At 36.5% G+C, this 18,448-nt stretch carries 19 protein-coding genes and 1 pseudogene; 15 read left to right on the forward strand and 5 right to left on the reverse strand.

Features of this window, described 5'->3' with window-relative positions; genetic code table 11:
• Positions 1-102 precede the first annotated feature (102 nt).
• Positions 103-327, forward strand: coding sequence for a helix-turn-helix transcriptional regulator (locus tag NYE63_RS10035; RefSeq protein ID WP_063234642.1), 225 nt, complete (start codon positions 103-105; stop codon positions 325-327).
• A 921-nt stretch (positions 328-1,248) separates the two neighbouring features.
• Positions 1,249-2,781 carry a hypothetical protein gene (locus NYE63_RS10040; protein WP_342605723.1) on the forward strand — a complete coding sequence of 511 codons (1,533 nt, stop codon included), beginning with the start codon at positions 1,249-1,251 and terminating at the stop codon, positions 2,779-2,781.
• A 616-nt stretch (positions 2,782-3,397) separates the two neighbouring features.
• Here NYE63_RS10040 and NYE63_RS10045 read toward each other — a convergent pair.
• Positions 3,398-3,685 (reverse strand): hypothetical protein, encoded by a 288-nt coding sequence (locus tag NYE63_RS10045; RefSeq protein ID WP_342605011.1) that lies wholly within the window; start codon positions 3,683-3,685, stop codon positions 3,398-3,400.
• A gap of 361 nt (positions 3,686-4,046) precedes the next feature.
• Here NYE63_RS10045 and NYE63_RS10050 point away from each other — a divergent pair.
• A pseudogene (locus NYE63_RS10050) lies at positions 4,047-4,428 on the forward strand (glucosaminidase domain-containing protein); the annotation flags it as partial.
• Between the two features lie 99 nt (positions 4,429-4,527).
• On the forward strand, positions 4,528-4,653 hold the full coding sequence (locus tag NYE63_RS10055) for a LysM domain-containing protein (RefSeq protein ID WP_342605724.1): 126 nt from the start codon (positions 4,528-4,530) through the stop codon (positions 4,651-4,653).
• 240 nt (positions 4,654-4,893) lie between these two features.
• On the opposite strand, the gene lexA is transcribed toward NYE63_RS10055, so the two are convergent.
• On the reverse strand, positions 4,894-5,517 hold the full coding sequence (lexA, locus tag NYE63_RS10060; RefSeq protein WP_342605012.1) for a transcriptional repressor LexA: 624 nt from the start codon (positions 5,515-5,517) through the stop codon (positions 4,894-4,896).
• 158 nt (positions 5,518-5,675) lie between these two features.
• On the opposite strand from lexA, the gene NYE63_RS10065 reads away from it, so the two are divergent.
• The 10 genes from NYE63_RS10065 (at position 5,676) to NYE63_RS10110 (ending at position 13,798) form a co-directional block, all read left to right on the forward strand.
• Entirely contained in the window at positions 5,676-5,987 is a 312-nt protein-coding gene (locus NYE63_RS10065; RefSeq protein WP_342605013.1) for a LysM peptidoglycan-binding domain-containing protein, read from the forward strand.
• Positions 5,988-6,006: 19 nt separating this feature from the next.
• The gene (locus NYE63_RS10070; RefSeq protein ID WP_144479593.1) at positions 6,007-6,663 is read left to right on the forward strand and encodes a recombinase family protein; all 657 of its coding nucleotides are present in this window, start codon (positions 6,007-6,009) and stop codon (positions 6,661-6,663) included.
• Positions 6,664-6,728: 65 nt separating this feature from the next.
• Positions 6,729-6,962 carry a DUF896 domain-containing protein gene (locus NYE63_RS10075; RefSeq protein WP_063234649.1) on the forward strand — a complete coding sequence of 78 codons (234 nt, stop codon included), beginning with the start codon at positions 6,729-6,731 and terminating at the stop codon, positions 6,960-6,962.
• 232 nt (positions 6,963-7,194) lie between these two features.
• On the forward strand, positions 7,195-9,198 hold the full coding sequence (tkt, locus tag NYE63_RS10080; RefSeq protein WP_342605014.1) for a transketolase: 2,004 nt from the start codon (positions 7,195-7,197) through the stop codon (positions 9,196-9,198).
• A 296-nt stretch (positions 9,199-9,494) separates the two neighbouring features.
• Positions 9,495-9,935, forward strand: coding sequence for a sporulation inhibitor of replication protein SirA (sirA, locus tag NYE63_RS10085; protein ID WP_342605015.1), 441 nt, complete (start codon positions 9,495-9,497; stop codon positions 9,933-9,935).
• Positions 9,936-10,019: 84 nt separating this feature from the next.
• Positions 10,020-10,235: a YneF family protein gene (locus NYE63_RS10090; protein ID WP_034312934.1), complete on the forward strand. Its 216-nt coding sequence runs from the start codon at positions 10,020-10,022 to the stop codon at positions 10,233-10,235.
• Between the two features lie 1,084 nt (positions 10,236-11,319).
• Positions 11,320-11,739: an Rrf2 family transcriptional regulator gene (locus NYE63_RS10095; RefSeq protein WP_063234652.1), complete on the forward strand. Its 420-nt coding sequence runs from the start codon at positions 11,320-11,322 to the stop codon at positions 11,737-11,739.
• Between the two features lie 100 nt (positions 11,740-11,839).
• A complete protein-coding gene (locus NYE63_RS10100; RefSeq protein WP_342605016.1) occupies positions 11,840-12,226 on the forward strand; it encodes an IDEAL domain-containing protein in 387 nt (128 codons plus the stop codon).
• Positions 12,227-12,273: 47 nt separating this feature from the next.
• The gene (gene trxA / locus NYE63_RS10105) at positions 12,274-12,588 is read left to right on the forward strand and encodes a thioredoxin (RefSeq protein ID WP_063234654.1); all 315 of its coding nucleotides are present in this window, start codon (positions 12,274-12,276) and stop codon (positions 12,586-12,588) included.
• An 85-nt stretch (positions 12,589-12,673) separates the two neighbouring features.
• On the forward strand, positions 12,674-13,798 hold the full coding sequence (locus tag NYE63_RS10110; protein WP_342605017.1) for an NADH-dependent flavin oxidoreductase: 1,125 nt from the start codon (positions 12,674-12,676) through the stop codon (positions 13,796-13,798).
• A 589-nt stretch (positions 13,799-14,387) separates the two neighbouring features.
• On the opposite strand, the gene NYE63_RS10115 is transcribed toward NYE63_RS10110, so the two are convergent.
• The 3 genes from NYE63_RS10115 to NYE63_RS10125 all read right to left on the reverse strand — a co-directional run bounded on the left by NYE63_RS10115 (position 14,388) and on the right by NYE63_RS10125 (position 17,282).
• Positions 14,388-14,897 carry a hypothetical protein gene (locus NYE63_RS10115; protein ID WP_342605018.1) on the reverse strand — a complete coding sequence of 170 codons (510 nt, stop codon included), beginning with the start codon at positions 14,895-14,897 and terminating at the stop codon, positions 14,388-14,390.
• 939 nt (positions 14,898-15,836) lie between these two features.
• The gene (locus tag NYE63_RS10120) at positions 15,837-16,235 is read right to left on the reverse strand and encodes a DoxX family protein (RefSeq protein WP_063234657.1); all 399 of its coding nucleotides are present in this window, start codon (positions 16,233-16,235) and stop codon (positions 15,837-15,839) included.
• Positions 16,236-17,108: 873 nt separating this feature from the next.
• Entirely contained in the window at positions 17,109-17,282 is a 174-nt protein-coding gene (locus tag NYE63_RS10125) for an aspartyl-phosphate phosphatase Spo0E family protein (protein WP_076368851.1), read from the reverse strand.
• 246 nt (positions 17,283-17,528) lie between these two features.
• On the opposite strand from NYE63_RS10125, the gene NYE63_RS10130 reads away from it, so the two are divergent.
• A complete protein-coding gene (locus NYE63_RS10130) occupies positions 17,529-18,236 on the forward strand; it encodes a cytochrome c biogenesis protein CcdA (RefSeq protein ID WP_063234658.1) in 708 nt (235 codons plus the stop codon).
• The last annotated feature ends 212 nt before the right edge of the window (positions 18,237-18,448 follow it).

Genomic DNA, 18,448 nt, shown 5'->3' on the forward strand with positions numbered 1-18,448 from the left:
GAGTGAAAGTGAGTAAACTTAAAGTGCGTGAATTTTTCGAAAAATTGTTGGTAACTATACTTCAAGTGTGATATTATTTTTTTAGACAGGTGGTGACAAGATATGACAAACGTTAAGTTCACACTTAAACAAGCGAGGAAGTATAAAGGATTAACTCAAGATGAAATGGCTAAAGTGCTGAAGATGGCCAAGAGGACTTACATTGACTATGAGCAATATAAAATTCCTTTACGAATCGATAAGGCTTATTTATTTGCTGAATGTGTAGGATTCTCGATTGATGATATCATTTTTTTTGATCCTCACCTACACTTCAAATGTAGTTGAAGGTTCAAGTGTACCATCATTTCTTCACCAGATGGGCCATTCGGAATGTAAAGTCTAATCAATACAATCCTAACTTACATGGTACAAGATTCAAGAAATGATGGAAAGAAGGTGAAATAAGTGGAAAGGTAAATTAATTCTTTTGAAGTTGCAGTAGGAGTTGCCGCTGTTAGTATATTTAAGATTGGAAAGGAAATTCGTGGAGAGGTCATTTTAGTACACGACGGTGTTGTCAAATTGTACAATTGGAAGGACGAACTTATCACTGAAATTATTGATACTGTTCTCATGGGGAATAAGGGTATGTAGGAGGGGGGATTGCTTAAAGGAGAAAAAATCCAAACTTCTCACGTTCTTAAAAAAAGGTCCAGCTGTATCCCCAATTGGAGCATGCTGATATTTTGTATGAAATAGACGATTGATACTTGAGATCCTCATGAATGACAGCCAATTGCTGTGAAAGTATTTTATTTAATTAAGGAATAGGACGGACTTCAAAACACCATGAATAGGAGCAATTGGACAATGGCATATTCGAAGGAAAAGTCAATATGGATGAACAAGCCCTCTATCCTTTGCAGGATAAGGGCTTGTTCTCTTTTTTCGTGAATATGAAGCATTCGATTTAGTACGTCTTCATAAAAAGAAAAAGACTGCATCCATAAATGAATTGAAGGTTAGTCTTCATACTTTATCTCCATTTTTAATGAACTTCTTCTAGTTTTTTTCTCCCATCTTTATGAAGATAGCAGGTAATGGTATGCAAACGTACAAATATATACTAATGAAGGCATGGGAAGGAGAGCATTGATAATAGGATGAGTTCGAAAAAATACCACAGGATATTGGAGGAGATAACAATTGAAAAGGAATGTAATCAATTATGTCGTTTTTCTTGTCCTCATTCTAACCATATTAATTGTGGCTAAGCCAGACATTTCCTCAGCCGGAAAATTGAAACCGCCCTCCGAAACCTTCAGTCCAGGGGATTGGTTTCTAGGAAGTATTCCTCCCAATCTTGACACAGAGAAACCACCGATCGTGTTTGTTCAAGGGAAAAACAGCAGTTCAACCAGCTGGTACGGTGAAACGGAATATCATGGTGTCAATGATATGTATACCAAGGCGTATGAAGCAGGCTACCAAACTGTTTTTGTTCAGCTTCATGATTCAGCTGGAAATGGATCAGTGAGCCAATATGCTAATGGAAGGCTCTTAGCTCAAATGCTTTCAGAAATTAGTAACCATTTCGGGGGCGAAAAAGTAAATATTATAGCTCACAGCAAAGGAGGGCCAGACACCCAAGCTGCTCTAGTACACTATGGAGCACACCAATATGTTGGAAGGGTCATCACTTTAGCTTCTCCACATCATGGTTCTTACTTAGCTGATTTGGCTTATAGCTGGTATGCGGGCTGGCTTGGTTCCTTATTAGGTCAAAAAGATGATGGAACTTATTCCTTACAAGTTGGTAAAATGGCGGAATTTCGTTCTGTCACAGATAACCATGTTAACGCTCGTAAAAACATGTATTTTACTGTGGCAGGTATGAACAGAGGCCCGGTTCTTTCAGCTTTATCAATGGGGGGACAATATTTATCTTCATATGGAGAAAATGATGGTCTAGTGAATGTTTGGAGTACAAAAATACCTTACGGAACACATTTATTTACGGATCCCAACTTTGATCACGACAATATTCGAGTCGGTTCAGCTGTATTTTCAAGAATTGAACCCTATTTAAGAAGCACTTCCATCGCTGGGGTTCCTGAATTTAATGTCAACTATAAAGAACGAGTAGAAGATGATGTCATCACAACCGCACTCGCTCAAACCGTTCTGGGTGATGTCCTGAAACAAAATGTCTGGATCGAACAAAGTTTCCATGTAAATGAAGCAGCCCCAGGTAAAATAACCATATATACAGCCTCAAATGATGTTGAGGTTGAATTAATTTCTCCATCCAATAAAAAGTATTCACCTTCCTTAAAAGTTCATTCAGCACAGAATGAAATTTCCTTTTTTAATGGCGCAACCATCCAATCATTCAATAGAAATAACCTTGAAATTGGGGACTGGAAAGTGCGAATGAAGACTAAATCGCCAAAAGACGCCTACTTGTTCACAGCACAATTTAACGAAAAGAATCCCATTACATTAAGTATGGCCGGTAAAGTCAAGCAAAAAGATGCAAAATTTTTAATAAATAACCCAATGAATGATAAAAAAAGGCCTATCAGCACAACATTTTTGGTTCATCTAATAGATGAAAGCGGTAATGAAATTAGTGAAAAAAGCTCCATTAAGATAATGGATACCGAAAATTTTACTGGTGCCCTTCCAGAAGTACCTAAGTCAGGTGTTTATAATGTAACAATTGATGTCAAGGAAAAAAATGCGGATGGTACTGAAAGAATCCGGACGCTGATTCGTTCGGTCTATATTGAGAAATAGTGAAAGGCCTTCTCTTAATTGGGAGGGTATCAGAATGTAGATAAATTCGCATCAGGGGAGACCCCACAGGCGCAAAGAGCGCCGAGGGCGGACGCCCGGGAAAGCAAGTGCCTGGAGTGGAAATCAACGTTCAAGTTTAAGAAACCCTCAAAAAAAAGTCCAGCCGTTTTCAGAAATCAGCTCCCTTTCCGCCGACTCACTGCCAAGCCCCCTCACCGCATGCGTCTGTGGGTCCCGTCTAGCTAGATATTCGGCAGTAGTTTCACAATTTTCTTCAATCGAGTGAGGGTTTCCTCAGTATAAACGAGTAAAAAACATGAAGGATAACCAAGTTTACTTTTAAAATCATGCTTCGAGGTGAGAGCATTACGAACCTCCTTTTGTCGACAGCTAATACCTTCTCTTTATTGAGAAGGTATTATTTTGATGAAATGAGAGGGAGGTGCGAAATGATAGGGTTAACAAGGGTGATGGTGATTCAGCCAAAGGAAACAGCCAGGTGGTAATTGTTAATTTTAGGTGTAAATTTATGGGCGTTATATGGGGATATAATCAAGTCAGGTCTCCTGGAAATAATAAGGATTGATGAAATGCAACGAGGATAACCTGTATAGATTTAATCCGTCTTTTGATAGGACTCTCTATAAGACAAAATACCAGTTTTGAGTGCAGCATAATTGCCTATGCTTGCATAGCCATAAAACCAGCCCATGAAAATTCCTGCAACCAAATGATGACGATGGCTAATGAAAATGGAAATGAATAATCCAAGACCCAAAGCGATGCTTGGGATAAATTTAGGAGGAACATGAAACATGACCTTTATAAGTTGAGTAAGAATCATGATGGTAGGAATGGCTATCACTGCATCCCAAAAGTTTGTATGGATGGTTGGGAAGTCCATAATTTCACCACCTTAACATTGAAAGTTTTTAAAATTAATTTTTACTATTTATCAAGGTTTTATACCATAGTATATGAATACATATTTAAAAATTAATTATTGAAAGGTTATACAAAATAAGTTTTGAAGATTTTCAGAGTTCAATTTAAAATCCATAAATCCATTAATTTTTGGATTGACGGCTTTTTCTGTAATGGTTTAATAAAACGCGGAGAGAGCCACTTTAGGCATGTTATCCATAGTAAACAATTTTCTGAACTTTCTTTGTTGGACAAGCTGTAACCTTTCCCATAGTTTAGAATACGATAAGAATGAAGATAAACAGTAAATAATAAAGTGTTTCTAATAATGGGGAGTTCTTATGAGCAAGGAAACGTTTATTAAGGAAATTGCTCCTTATGCCCAGAAAATTCAAAAGGAATTTAAAATTTTACCTTCTGTTGTCATTGCACAAGCTTGTTTGGAGAGTGGATATGGGACAAGCTTGTTAGCAAATCAAGGAAAAAATATATTTGGTACAAAAGGTGACTTTAAGGGAGAGTCTGTCATTATTCAAACAATGGAATATGTCAACGGTGTGCCCGTTCAAGTATGGAACAAATTCAGAAAATACCCAACTGGAAGAAAGTCTTAGAGATCTTGCCAATCTATATGAAATGGGGACTTCGTGGAATAGAAGTCTATATACAGCTGTAATTGGAGAAAAAGATTACAAAAAAGCACTCAAAGCAATATTCGATGCGGGTTACGCCTCGGACCCGAAATATATAGAAAAACTGGTAAACCTAATCGAAACAAGCGATTTAACTAAATATGACGCAAACATCGAAGAGGTTTATCATATTGTCAAAAAGGGGGATTCAGTCTCTGGGCTTGCAAAGGCATATGGTTCAACACAAGTACAGATTCAGCAGTGGAATGGCTTGGTCGATCTAAACCTTATAAAAGTGAACCAAAGTTTAGAGTAAAATGAAATTTAACTGGGAGCGGTAATTTACCGCTCTCCTTTTTTAGTTGAAATAGGTTTCTTTCGAAAGTACATATATCAAGACAGTCAATAATATCCTTTCATCCGATATAAAGGATGTTAATATTCCCATGAAAAATTGATTCTATTAAAAATATCTCAAAATCTACTCTTCCATATGCATATTGAGAGAATCTGGGACATAAATTAAACAAACAAAAAAAAAGCGCGGTTAGCGCTTTTAGTGTATTTGTCTATATAAGCCTATTACTTTTCCAAGTATCGAAACATCTCGTAAAATAATTGGTTCCATATTTGAGTTTTCAGGCTGAAGCCTTATGTAATCCGGTTCCTTAAAGAATCGTTTTACAGTGGCTTCATCATCTTCAGTCATGGCCACGACGATATCTCCATTATTGGCACTGCTTTGTTGTTTCACGATGACATAATCTCCATCATGAATTCCTGCTTCGATCATACTTTCACCCATGATTTCCAGCATGAATACATGGTCATCATGTGGAACCATGCTTTCAGGAAGCGGAAAGTATTCTTCTATGTTCTCAATGGCCGTTATAGGCATGCCCGCTGTTACTTTTCCAAGTAACGGCACGTTCACGACATTAACTTTGGGAATATTGTTCGCTTCCTCGGAATTCATTATTTCAATGGCCCTTGGCTTGGTTGGGTCACGTCTAATCAGGCCTTTACTTTCCAGGCGGGATAAATGTCCGTGTACTGTTGAACTTGATGCAAGTCCCACTGCTTCACCAATCTCCCGTACGGAAGGTGGATACCCTTTTTGTCGGACCTCTTCTTTAATGAAATCAAGAATATCTTGCTGCCGTTTTGATAGTTTAGTCATTTGTGCACCTCTTCCCCAATGTTCTTTGCTACATTATAGCATGGCCCCCAACTCTATACAAACATAAGTTCGAATTTTGTTGTTGACTGAAACAAACGTTCGTATTATAATTCGATCATAACATACGAACGAACATTCGCTTTGGAGGGAAAATAATTATGAAAAAATTATACAAAAATTATATTTATACGATTCTATTAGCGGGATCAGTATTCATCTTTTCAGTTTTATTCTCTTGTACATTGAACAATGATCAAAAAAAAGATTTCCTTTCTATAGAAGTAAGTGAAGGTGACACCCTTTGGGGAATTGCTGAAGAATATGAAGAAGCAAATTTGACAAAAAAAGAATTCATTGGTTGGATAGAAGAGCATAATGGAGTCAGGGCGGATTCGATTAAACCTGGTCAAGTCATCGTCATACCGGTTAAAGATGAGGAACTTGTCCAGAATTTGGCCAGTGAGCAGTAAGTAGTGAAGGTAGGGTATTATGAAGGCGGTAATCTATTGTAGGGTCAGCACAGAAAAAGAGTCACAGGAAACATCATTGGCAAGGCAGGAAGATGAATTAGTCAAATTGGCAGAAAAGATGGATGTGGAAGTTGTTTCCATAATAAAAGAACAGGCAAGTGGTTATGAGTTGAATCGGGATGGCATTTTTGACATGCTCGAACTATTTAAAACCAAAGAAGCTGAAGTACTATTAATCCAGGACGAAACAAGACTGGGAAGAGGGAATGCCAAAATAGCCCTTTTCCATGTCATACTTAAAGAAGATGTGAAAATTTATACACTCTCACACGATGGGGAGCTTGAGTTATCGGATTCGGATGCCATGGTCATCCAGATAGTCGGTATTGTAGAAGAATATCAAAGGAAACTACATAATCTTAAAATAAAGCGCGGGATGATAAGAGCCGTTGAAAAAGGGTACCGACCTCAAAAAAATCTTCAGAATCAAAGGAATTCCACTGGAAGGGACCGTATGGAAATTCCTATTGAAGAAATTATTAAACTTCGGGCCAATGGATTGACATTCTCAGAAATCGCAGCCACTTTAAGGGGCTTTGGATACAATGTATCTAAGGCTACTGTGAACAGGCGTTTTCTCGAACATCAAATGAATACAAAGGAAAGTAAATCATAGAACTTGTAATTTCGCTATTTTTTTAATACCATGACAATATCCGCAGATTATGAAGGAGCGAAATTATGTTATCAAAAGAAAAAATAGCCCGTATTAATGAACTTTCTAAAAAGGCAAAGGCTGAAGGTTTGACGGAAGCTGAGGCGAAAGAGCAAACTCAATTGAGAAGTGAGTATTTGGAAACATTCAGAAAGTCCATGACTGATACGTTGGAGCATGTGAAAGTCGTGGATCCAGAAGGTAATGACGTCACTCCTCAAAAGATAAAAAATATAAAAGAAAAAAGAAATTTACATTAATTCTTGGATTCTTCTGATGGAACATTCCATTTAAGGATTCTATTAGCATTTAGGAATGAAAAGAGAATGCATTCATGTATGTATTCTCCTATTTAGTTTAATCTAAATAGGGGACTTCTTTTATTTCTAGAAAATTGTAATATTCGGGCAGTAAATGGTGATTTTAGTTGTGATATTATGCTTGTCACTATAATATAAAGAGGTACATTACAGGAAGGGATGTTTTTACGATATGTTAGATAAATTAGATGCACTTTCTATTAATACGATTCGTACATTATCAATTGATGCAATTGAAAAGGCTAATTCTGGCCATCCAGGTATGCCAATGGGTGCAGCGCCGATGGCGTATAAACTATGGACCGATTATATGAACCATAACCCGAAAAATCCAGATTGGTTTAATAGAGACCGCTTTGTTCTTTCAGCTGGTCATGGGTCTATGCTGTTATACAGCCTTCTTCATTTATCGGGCTATGGCTTATCTATCGATGATTTGAAAGGCTTCCGTCAATGGGGCAGTAAAACTCCAGGACATCCTGAATACGGACATACGGCTGGTGTAGATGCAACTACCGGGCCGCTTGGACAAGGTATCGCAATGGCGGTCGGAATGGCAATGGCAGAACGTCACTTGGCAGAAAGCTATAACCGCGATTCTTATAAAGTGGTCGATCATTATACATATAGCATTTGTGGAGATGGAGATTTAATGGAAGGCGTTTCTGCAGAAGCAGCTTCATTAGCTGGACATCTACAACTAGGAAGACTTGTTGTTTTATATGATTCTAACGATATTTCCCTTGACGGCGACTTAAGTCAGTCATTTAGTGAAAGCGTGGCAGACCGGTTCAAATCTTATGGATGGCAATATATCCGCGTTGAGGATGGGAACGACCTTCAGGAAATTGCTAAAGCGATTGAAGAAGCGAAAACCGAAGATGCACGCCCAACATTAATCGAAGTGAAAACGGTTATTGGTTACGGTTCACCAAATCGTTCAGGTAAATCTGCTGTTCACGGCGCTCCGCTTGGTGCAGATGAGCTGAAATTGACAAAAGAAGCATATAAATGGACATTCGAAGAGGACTTCCATGTTCCTGAAGAAGTGTATTCACACTTCAATGAAGCTGTTGTTGATGCAGGCGCTCAAAAGGAAGCAGCTTGGAATGAATTGTTCAAAAATTACAAAGAAGCACATCCTGAGTTAGCACAGCAATTGGAGCTTGCCATCAAAGGTGAACTGCCTGCTGAATGGGATCAGGAAATTCCGGTCTATGAAGAAGGTAAGACATTAGCGTCCCGTGCATCAAGTGGGGAAGTACTGAATGCGATTGCCAAAAGGGTTCCTAGCTTCATTGGGGGTTCTGCGGATTTAGCCGGATCTAATAATACTGCCATCAAAGGTGAGACTGATCTATTACCTGGTAATTACAGTGGCCGTAATATATGGTTCGGTGTACGTGAATTCGCTATGGGTGCGGCTTTAAATGGAATGGCACTTCATGGTGGACTAAAAGTATACGGAGGAACATTCTTCGTATTCTCTGATTATCTACGTCCTGCCATAAGAATGGCAGCACTAATGGGATTGCCAGTAAACTATGTTTTCACTCATGACAGCATAGCTGTAGGGGAAGACGGCCCGACTCATGAGCCAATTGAACAATTAGCATCATTGCGCGCAATGCCTAACCTAGGGGTAATCCGTCCGGCTGATGGCAATGAAACGGCAGCAGCTTGGAAAGTGGCTATGGAGTCTACAAATAAACCAACTGCTCTTGTACTGACTCGTCAAGGTTTGCCAACAATAAAAGACACTTCCGAAACTGCGTATGAAGGTGTTTCAAAAGGGGCTTACATCATCTCTGCTTCTAAGAAAGAAGTAGCCGATGCATTACTTCTTGCGACTGGTTCAGAAGTGAACTTGGCTGTGGAAGCACAGAAAGCTTTAGCAAACGAAGGAATTGATGTTTCGGTAATCAGCATGCCATCATGGGATCGATTTGAAACTCAATCTAAAGAATATAAACAAAGCGTAATCAATCCGGCAGTGAAAAAACGTCTAGCTATCGAAGTGGCTTCACCGTTTGGTTGGGATCGTTATGCAGGTGATGAGGGTGAAATATTGGCCATCAATCATTTTGGAGCTTCTGCACCAGGCGGTAAGATCATGGAGGAATTCGGTTTCACTGTAGATAATGTAGTTGCTCGTGTTAAGGAAATGATTAAATAATAGTAATGTGGAACTGACACCAACTAACTTGGTGTCAGTTTTTTTACAAAAACAATCTTATTTTATATTGAATGTGCTCTATTCTAAAGGAAATCTTCCATTCGACAAAAAAAGAAGAAAATTTCTCCAGTAAACAACATATCTTTTTAGTTTGTCAATATATAATGAGAATAAATAAAATTCGTTTAAATGTGTCAGTTAAAGGGGAAAGTTATCAATAGTGGAAAATAGTGGAGATGGTCCTGGTGGTTAGATGTTTTCTTGACTAAAATAGGAAAGCTAGGAGGCATTGGCTGATGAGAACCTATCAGATTTATTTAATCGAAGATGAATTTGCCCATCATTATTATGGAAGAGAAAAGCTATTTTTCAATTTGTTTTTGGAGTATATTCAAGCAAGGGGCAGACTGAAGAGTATTTTGCAAAAACAAATCGAATATGTCACCAAAACAGTCCCGATTATCCAGTTGCAGTTAGCAATTGAACAACGTTTGCAAAAAAAGATGAATTATTGGGCTCAAAATGGAAAATACTATTTAGAAAAAACAAACGGATCAAGTAAAGCAGATTTAATTATTCAGAATGAGTCCATTACTCTTAAAGCTGAAGGAGACTATGAAGCGGAGACGGCCTTCTTTGAAAGTATTCGAAAATATGAAGCGAGTTTTCTGGCCATTGATTTTGAACATGAAAAATACGGTTGGTTAAAACCGATAAAAGAAAGAAAATTTGTCTAAATGGGGGACTTTTCGGTAGCGGGTATTGTATAATAACCTTTGGTCTAGTACACTGATGTTAGACAACACGAAGGAGGAAATAGTATGTGGGTTTACATTCTAGTTGGCGTACTGGCATTGATTGCTGGAGTAGTGCTGGGATTTTTCATCGCTCGTAAATACATGATGGATTACTTAAAGAAAAATCCGCCAATTAACGAACAAATGTTGAAAATGATGATGATGCAAATGGGTATGAAACCATCCCAAAAGAAAATTAATCAAATGATGAGCGCCATGAATAAACAACAAACAAAATAAGATAGCATGAAACCTTGATATATCAATGTTCTTGGAAGATTGGATGCAAAATTTTATATAATATCGATATGGTTGATCCGTTTATACTGAACTTTCCACCGATTTTATATAAAATTTTGGTTTATCTTTCATTTTTGTTTCTTAAACCACTTTTTCTGAATGAATGGTTCAGTAAAGGTGGTTTTTGTTTTTGAATTTATAGATAAAAGCATAACATTATTTACTGATTGAAGAAATTTATAAAGAACTCATAGTTAATAAATTATTAGTGTGAAAGGTAAGTCCTCATTCTATGTGAGGGCTTTTTTATTTGGAAAGTAAACACGCAAACAGAAAACAATACTTGTCCACACCTTCTATCAAAAGATGCATATACAGTATTAAGGAGGGTGTTAGAATGATAAATGATTTTGTAAAAAAATGCTTTGAGGATACTTGTTCGATGTGGTTTCCTAAATGTGAACATAAATTTGAACACAAATGTAAATTTAAAGACAACAAATGGGAATCTAAATTCAAATGGAAATCCAAATGTAAATGTAAAAAATAAAAATCTTTTCTATTAATCTTTTTATTAAAGCACTTAACCAATAAAGAGTCAGTGAATATATAAAATTGATTAAAGTTAGCATCCGAGTAATCGTGTGTTTTTTATTTTATTGCACATAACCTGAATTGGTCGAGTGCTTTTTTGTATTTATATAGGATGGTTTTATTTCTGATGCCCAAATTAATTTCATAAAGGATCTATATTCATCATTCGCACCGTTATAAACCATATATGTCTTAATATTAAAAGAATCAAAATTTTTTTCAGTAAAATCTAAAGATGAAAAAAGAATGATTGAATCGTTGTCATTAATTGTGAATTTAGTTTATCTATAATTAAGGTTTAGGTTATTCAATAGTTTTTACACCGAGTCTTTTTGTCTTTAACTTCGGCAATATTAAAAGAGTAAAGTGGGGAATTCATTGCAATAATAATGTAATCAACAAAGTTGAGGAACCTGTTGAGTTTTTTGAGTTGACATTATCAACTGTAAATATTAATATTACAGTAATCTCCTTGAGGAGGATGCATAAAGTGAATAGTGATTTTACAATAGCTGTGCATAGTTTGGTCTATTTAGCTTATTTACCAGATCATATGGCAAGCAGTGAGTCTATCGCAGAAAACGTTTGTACAAACTCGGCAAGGATTCGGAAAATGATGAGCTGCTTAAGAAAAAAGGGATTTGTTAAGACAAAAGAAGGTGTGGGCGGAGGCTATATTCTAGACTGTAACCCTGAAGAGGTAAGTCTGGCGGATATTTATATAGCGGTCTCACATGGAACCTTGAAACCAAAGTGGTGTACAGGTGATCCTGAGAAAAAATGTGTCATATCTTCCAATACCCAGGTAGTCATGGATCAAATATTCGATGAAGCTGAATTATATTTTGAAAAATATTTAGAAGATATAACTCTAAGCACTTTTTTGGAAAAAATTAAACAATGTCCATAATATTGATTTAGTTTTTTCTTTGTACTAAATGTATATTTTATTATTACAGTTAATAACTATAGTTTGAATATCAAATGAACATATAAGGGGTGTTAAGGAAATGGTTGAAAATAATCAGTTCATAAATGGGGATTGGGTACAGGGAAAATCAAGAGATGGGGAACTTATCCATGGTTTCATTGAAACCGTAAGTGATGATCGAGAAATCGTTAAAGTGAATGTGGTGGAAAGTGACAATGAAAAAGCTGTTGGGAAATCGATTTGGATTCCGAGTAAATGGACCGAAAAATTGCCAGATCTTGAAATCAGTAATGAAACTCATCTTTTGGCCTTAATTGATTTGGCGTTACTTTCTAAAGATGAAACATGGTTTATGGAGTTATCCGGTAAATTGGAATCCATCAAAATCCATCCAAAAATAAATGCGAGGAAATCTGAATTTTTTATGCCGGGAAATAGAATCGCAAAAATTGATTTAAATAGATGATGAGTAAAGACCATAAATATTTCGGATAATACAAGGAGGAAATGATCATGACAATAGAACATGTAACAGATGATAATTTTGCTAATGAAATCAAGGAAGGTTTAGTATTGGTTGATTTTTGGGCACCGTGGTGCGGTCCGTGTAAAATGATTGCCCCAGTGCTTAATGAAATAGACGTGGAAATGGGTGATCGGGTTAAGATCGTAAAACTTAATGTGGATGAAAATTCAGATACGACAAGCGAATATGGAGTGATGGGAATTCCAGCTCTAATTTTATTCAAAGATGGAGAAAAGGTAGATCAAGCTATTGGCTTCCAGCCAAAAGAAGCCATTTCGGCATTAATCACAAAACATGCATGATTATTATCATAATATGCGCATGTGTATTGTGAATTAAGGACTTATACCAACCAACATGGTGGGTAACTAAATGGAGGATTACTAAATGAATTCTAACTATACACCATTATTTGAATCGTTCAATTTAGGAAAGAAATTAGAAGTGAAAAATCGATTGGTGATGGCGCCTATGACAAATTTCTCTTCTAATCCTGACGGGACTGTAACTGACGCTGAAGTTAACTATTATGAACGTCGGTCAAGCGGGGTTGGGATGGTTATAACGGCATGTACTTACGTGACGGATAATGGCAAAGGTTTTCATGGGGAATTTGGCGGAGATCAGGATGAATTGATACCTAGTCTAAGTCGTTTGGCATCAGCGATTAAAGCGAAAGGTGCAAAGGCAATTCTTCAGATTTTTCATGGCGGCCGTGAGGTTCCACCGGAATTAATACCAAATGGCGATGTTGTCAGTGCAAGCAATATTCCATCGGAAGGAGAAGGGAAAGCAGTTCCGCGCCCACTATCTGAAAAGGAAATAGAATCGATTATTCTCGACTTTGGTGAAACCACCCGACGTGCCATTGAAGCGGGATTTGACGGTGTCGAGATTCACGGTGCAAATGGTTACTTGCTACAGCAATTCTTTTCGCCTCATTCAAACCGTCGTGAAGACAAGTGGGGAGGCTCCCTTGAAAAGCGCCTGACTTTTCCATTAGCGGTTGTGGAGGAAGTGAAAAAGGCTGTTGCTGAACATGCCAAGGATCCGTTCATCGTAGGATATCGTTTTTCACCGGAGGAACAGGAAACACCAGGAATCACCATGGAGGATACACTTGCATTAATTGATGGACTTGTAACAAAGGATCTGGATTATCTTCATGTTTCATTAATGGATTTCTGGTCGAAAGCAAGACGGGGAGCCGAGGTTGACCGACCTCGGATAGAGATTATTAAAGAACGTATCGGAGATCAAGTTCCCTTAATTGGTGTTGGTTCCATCTATACAGCGGATGATGCGATCAAAGCACTGCAATCGGGGGTTCCGTTAATCGCATTAGGCCGTGAAATCATAATCGATCCGGAATGGGTACAAAAAGTGGAACAAGGCAGGGAAGCTGAAATCGTGACAAAAATAAACAAAGATAATCAGCAGCAACTTGATATTCCAGACCAATTATGGCAAGCGATCATCCACTCTCCAGGATGGTTTCCGGGGATTGATTAAATAGACGTTCATATATTAGTGAAATAAAAAATGCATAATGGTTTTCATAAAACCCCGGATAAGGTAGACATATAAAAGTGTTCCTTATCCGTTTTTTTTTTATGTTAATGGAAAGTCATTTATTTGAATGACAATCTATTAAGTGAATTTCAAATTAAATCCTTAAAAGAATGAATAACTGAGCATTCTATTTCTAAGCTGTTTCGGAAAATAAAAAAAAGGGAAAGAATTACGAATTTTCATTGACCAGCAATTAAGTCCAACGGCAGATACATTTGGGAATTTTGGTGAGAAAAGGGACTTTCTTTACGGAACGCTTGGAAAAGTAAGGAGGACACCGCTCTTCCAGGTCACAGTCATTAGAGGAACAACATAGGAAAGCCCTTACATCAGAAGAGCAACCATTAATGGCTGCTTTTCTGGTGTTATCTTCTTTTTAACAGAATAGCTAATATCAAAGATATTTGCAGAGTAATGATAAGTAAAAGAGACAATATAAAATGTTCATCTAAAGATGCATCATAGCTAAAGATAAAAAATAAGATTATTGATATTACTAGAATGAAAATGAAATTAATAATGATTTGCCTCATGGTTCCCCAGCCCTGATATCATATGAACCAGCAACACCAGCACTTGGTTCCCAATTACTTGGAGAATACTTGATTGCATAATCTATCCAACGCCCATTTCCTTGTTGATCTTGAGAATATCTGTGCTGGTGTTGTTTTACTTTCCCTCCACTAGTTGGCAGATACAGTCCTGAACTTGAAGGGAAACCAATTGTCATTTTATCCACTAAAGTATATGAAGGTGTTTTTAGCCAATGAAAGTTACCGTATATATAAAATTTCTCTTCTTTTGAACGATCACTTTTTACTTTATATACAGTTCCCCCTAGTTTTAAAGTTGTTGAAGCGATAGATGCAAAAGTACTGATTTGCGCTGGTTTAGTAACTTCTGGATCATATATAACCATAAATTCCGATCCAGAATTTATAACTTGAGCCTCCTCTTCAATTAATCGTCTTGAAACTTCAACAGGTAAATCCTCGGATTCTTCTTGAGTATTGCCGACTTCATTTACAAGATAATCCAACTCTACTGGTGTCAGTGTTTCTTCGCTAACGCTTGAACCATTTTCCTTGGCAAATCCTACTGCAGCAAGACTAAAAGAAAATAAAAATACTGCTATAAATTATAAAAACTTCATTTATTTTTATTTTGCCCCCCTTTTTCTTTTTATTACTGGATTTTCCTGTTTTCAAGTGTTAAAAATTATTAATCGAAGTATGTTTAGGAAAGAGTAAATGATTATGTCATCACTCGGGGATTAATATTGTTTATCTAGGTATGATCTTTTTTTTACTAGAGTCTATGTATCTATCGTTTGTATACTGAAAGCCATAGGAACAAATTAAAGTACCATTGATTTCTATTTTCTCCAGGAGGGGATAGTAGCACTTTAACTGTCTCTGAGGGAATATATATAATTAGTTCTATAAAAATAGCGGTTTTTTGATTCAGTGAGGACACTACGGAGATAAAAGAACATTAGGTTATAATCAATCTCATTATTACTGTACACTTTTTTTCCTGATTTTGAGTTTTAGTTTTTAGTCATGTTAGTTCAAATTAGGAACTTTTGTTTTCGATCCGGAATTTCATTTTTTCTTTTATTTAGGCACTAGTCCTGTGAAAATCTGCATCAATATGGAAGAGGAGCAACGGAATGAAAAGGTTTCGAAAGTATTCTATAATTTAATGGCATTATTCCGACTCATTTGTGAAAATTACCGTTCAACAGTGATGTACAAGTAGTTTGTATTTCAATATTGAAACCATCTAATTTAAATATGGGACAACCTATGTTCCTATTTCCTCAACACTATAATTGAAATATCCATTACTCGAGTTTTAAGCTTTGATAACCAATATAAAAATTTCTGAGCAATGGGGAAAAAGAAAAAACACGGAGTGGTTTTATCCAACTCCGTGTTTTTCATAATGCAGGGATTAGCAAGCCCAAGCGATTTCCTTAAAAAAGAAAGGAATCAAGTGAGTATGGGCCAGCTCCGGTTATCGCAACGCCAATAGCAACTGCAAGAATGGCAAGATTATATTCATAACCGTTTTGAGTTGCCCAGTAGCCATTTGCTCCATGGACTTTAACGATCGCAACAAGCATTGTAAGTGCAATTAATATACCTGCAAAGGGTGTAAGGAGACCTAAAGCAAATAAAGCTCCGCCAATTAGCTCTGATAGACCGGCAAATAGGGCCATGGTAACTCCTGGCTTCATGCCAATCGAATCAAACCAGCCTCCAGTACCTTTCAAGCCATGACCGCCAAACCAACCAAATAATTTTTGAGCTCCATGTCCAACAAACGATAACCCGATTACTACTCGAATAACTAATAAACCTATACCAATCATTTATGATTCCTCCTGGAATTATATTTTGAATTTAGATATCTTTGATTCGAGATTTATATCAAAAAAATAAGAGATTTTATCTCGAATTAATTTATCTTAAATTAAAGATAATATTTTTTGAACGATTTGTCAAACACAATTTTTATCATTTTCACCTTTAATAATTGAAGTTCCTTTTGCTTTTTTTGTGAAAATTAAATGAGATGAAAAAAACCTTGCTAAACATACAATATAATAGGGAACTGCGTAAAATCTTGAGAGGGAAAACTAGCGTCTGCATAAGAAAATAAGGGAGAATGTTCAATGTCAGCTATTACAATTAAAGCGGTACTTCAAGCAAACTCAAATTAAGAGGAACTTCTGCTTCAGAATCTGTAGGGGGAGGAAACTCCTTCACGTGAAGATGAAGTGTTTATTACCTATGATATTCTTCAGAAGATAATTCTGGCGTATTTATTTTTTGTGAGTCTTGGAAAGACCAAAGTGCACGAGAGATCACATAAAATCCAATCATTATCAAAAATACGGAATCCTTGATTGAAGCTCGTGAATTATCTCCCTATACATTTTATAAAAGGTAGTCTTGTGATCACTGTTCCGGACGGTTCTTTCATCTTAGCTGGATCTACTATTGTTCTTGTTTTGACAAACTAAGCACCGACATCCGATGGTGATACTGCTACATGATTCATATGCATTATTTTAATTGAAAAAACAGGAAAACAGGCAGCGCACTTAGCGCTTGCCTGTTTTTTTAAATAGCAAAGGTCATGCTTAAGTATTTCAAATTGAGAAATAGTGTAAAAAGGGGAGATTGACTGAAAAATATTTCATATAATAATATATGTGGTTATCAATGGGAGATGAACTGAGTTAAAAACCTGTACCGGTTTTATAAAAAAGTTCATTATATTTATTTAATAATTGATCAAGTTGCTGGCTATATTCAACGGCAACATGCGAGTTTAAACCATCTTTAGCGACAATCTTGATAAGTTCATTTCTCTTTAATTCAATCTGTTCGAGAAATTCATTCTTTTTAGCCATTATATTTCCTTTCTGGCCCCAACATTTATTCAAGGTACCCTTAATTTATGTGTCCGTTGTAAAATCTGTATGAATATAACAATTATATCGGCTTGGACTAATGAATTCAAATAAGTTAACTTAATCCGTCACCCCATCCAGTTATAAGCAATTGGTTGTCATGAAATATTCACAGTTCCATAAATGTATTTTTTTATCTTATTTGTTACAATGTTTATAGGTTGACATACATAGGAGTGAGCTTATTTGAATGATATTAATATGTTTTTAGCATTTGGGGCGGGCTTTCTTAGTTTTATTTCGCCATGTTGCTTACCGCTATATCCGGCCTTTTTATCTTATATCACTGGTATGAGTGTTGGTGAAATCAAATCCGAGAACGCCATGCTCCAAAGAAGAAGCATGCTGCATACTTTATTCTTCCTTCTTGGGTTTTCTCTGGTTTTTATTGCAATAGGTTTTAGCACAACATACCTAGGTTCTTTTTTCGCGAATTACAAAGAATTAATTCGTCAGATTGGTGCCATCCTGATTATCATTTTTGGTTTATTCATTGTAGGAATCTTTCAGCCGAAATCTTTGATGAAGGACAGTCGTTTTGAATTTAAGAATCGACCTAGCGGATATATAGGTTCCATTCTTATCGGACTTGCCTTTGCTGCTGGATGGACCCCTTGTGCCGGTCCGCTATTAGGTGCTGTCATTTCACTGGGGGCAACTAATCCTAGTGCTGCCATGAGCTATATGACTGCCTATATTTTAGGATTTGCCATACCGTTTTTCATATTATCCTTCTTTGTCGGAAAATTGAAATGGATCAAAAAGTACAGCCAATACATCATGAAGATTGGCGGATATTTGATGATTGTAATGGGTGTAATTTTGTTTTTTAATTGGATGACCAAAATAATTGCAGTCCTGTCTAGACTATTCGGTGGCTTTACGGGGTTTTAGTCCATAATAAGCTATTTTTTCAATAATATTCTATTTGAATTGCCTGCTGTTAGGTCTTATGGTGTGTTATTTCTTTCTTTTTTTGTATCATTTCTGTTGATTATGCGTCTAAATTCATATATCCTAAAAAATATTATATATAAAAATCATTATATTTCTAACGCGTGCTTTTGTTTTGAATGAGGAGAAACAGCTATGGTGATTCTAGGTAT

Source organism: Peribacillus sp. FSL E2-0159, assembly GCF_038643155.1.
GTDB classification, from domain to species: Bacteria; Bacillota; Bacilli; order Bacillales; family DSM-1321; genus Peribacillus; species Peribacillus simplex.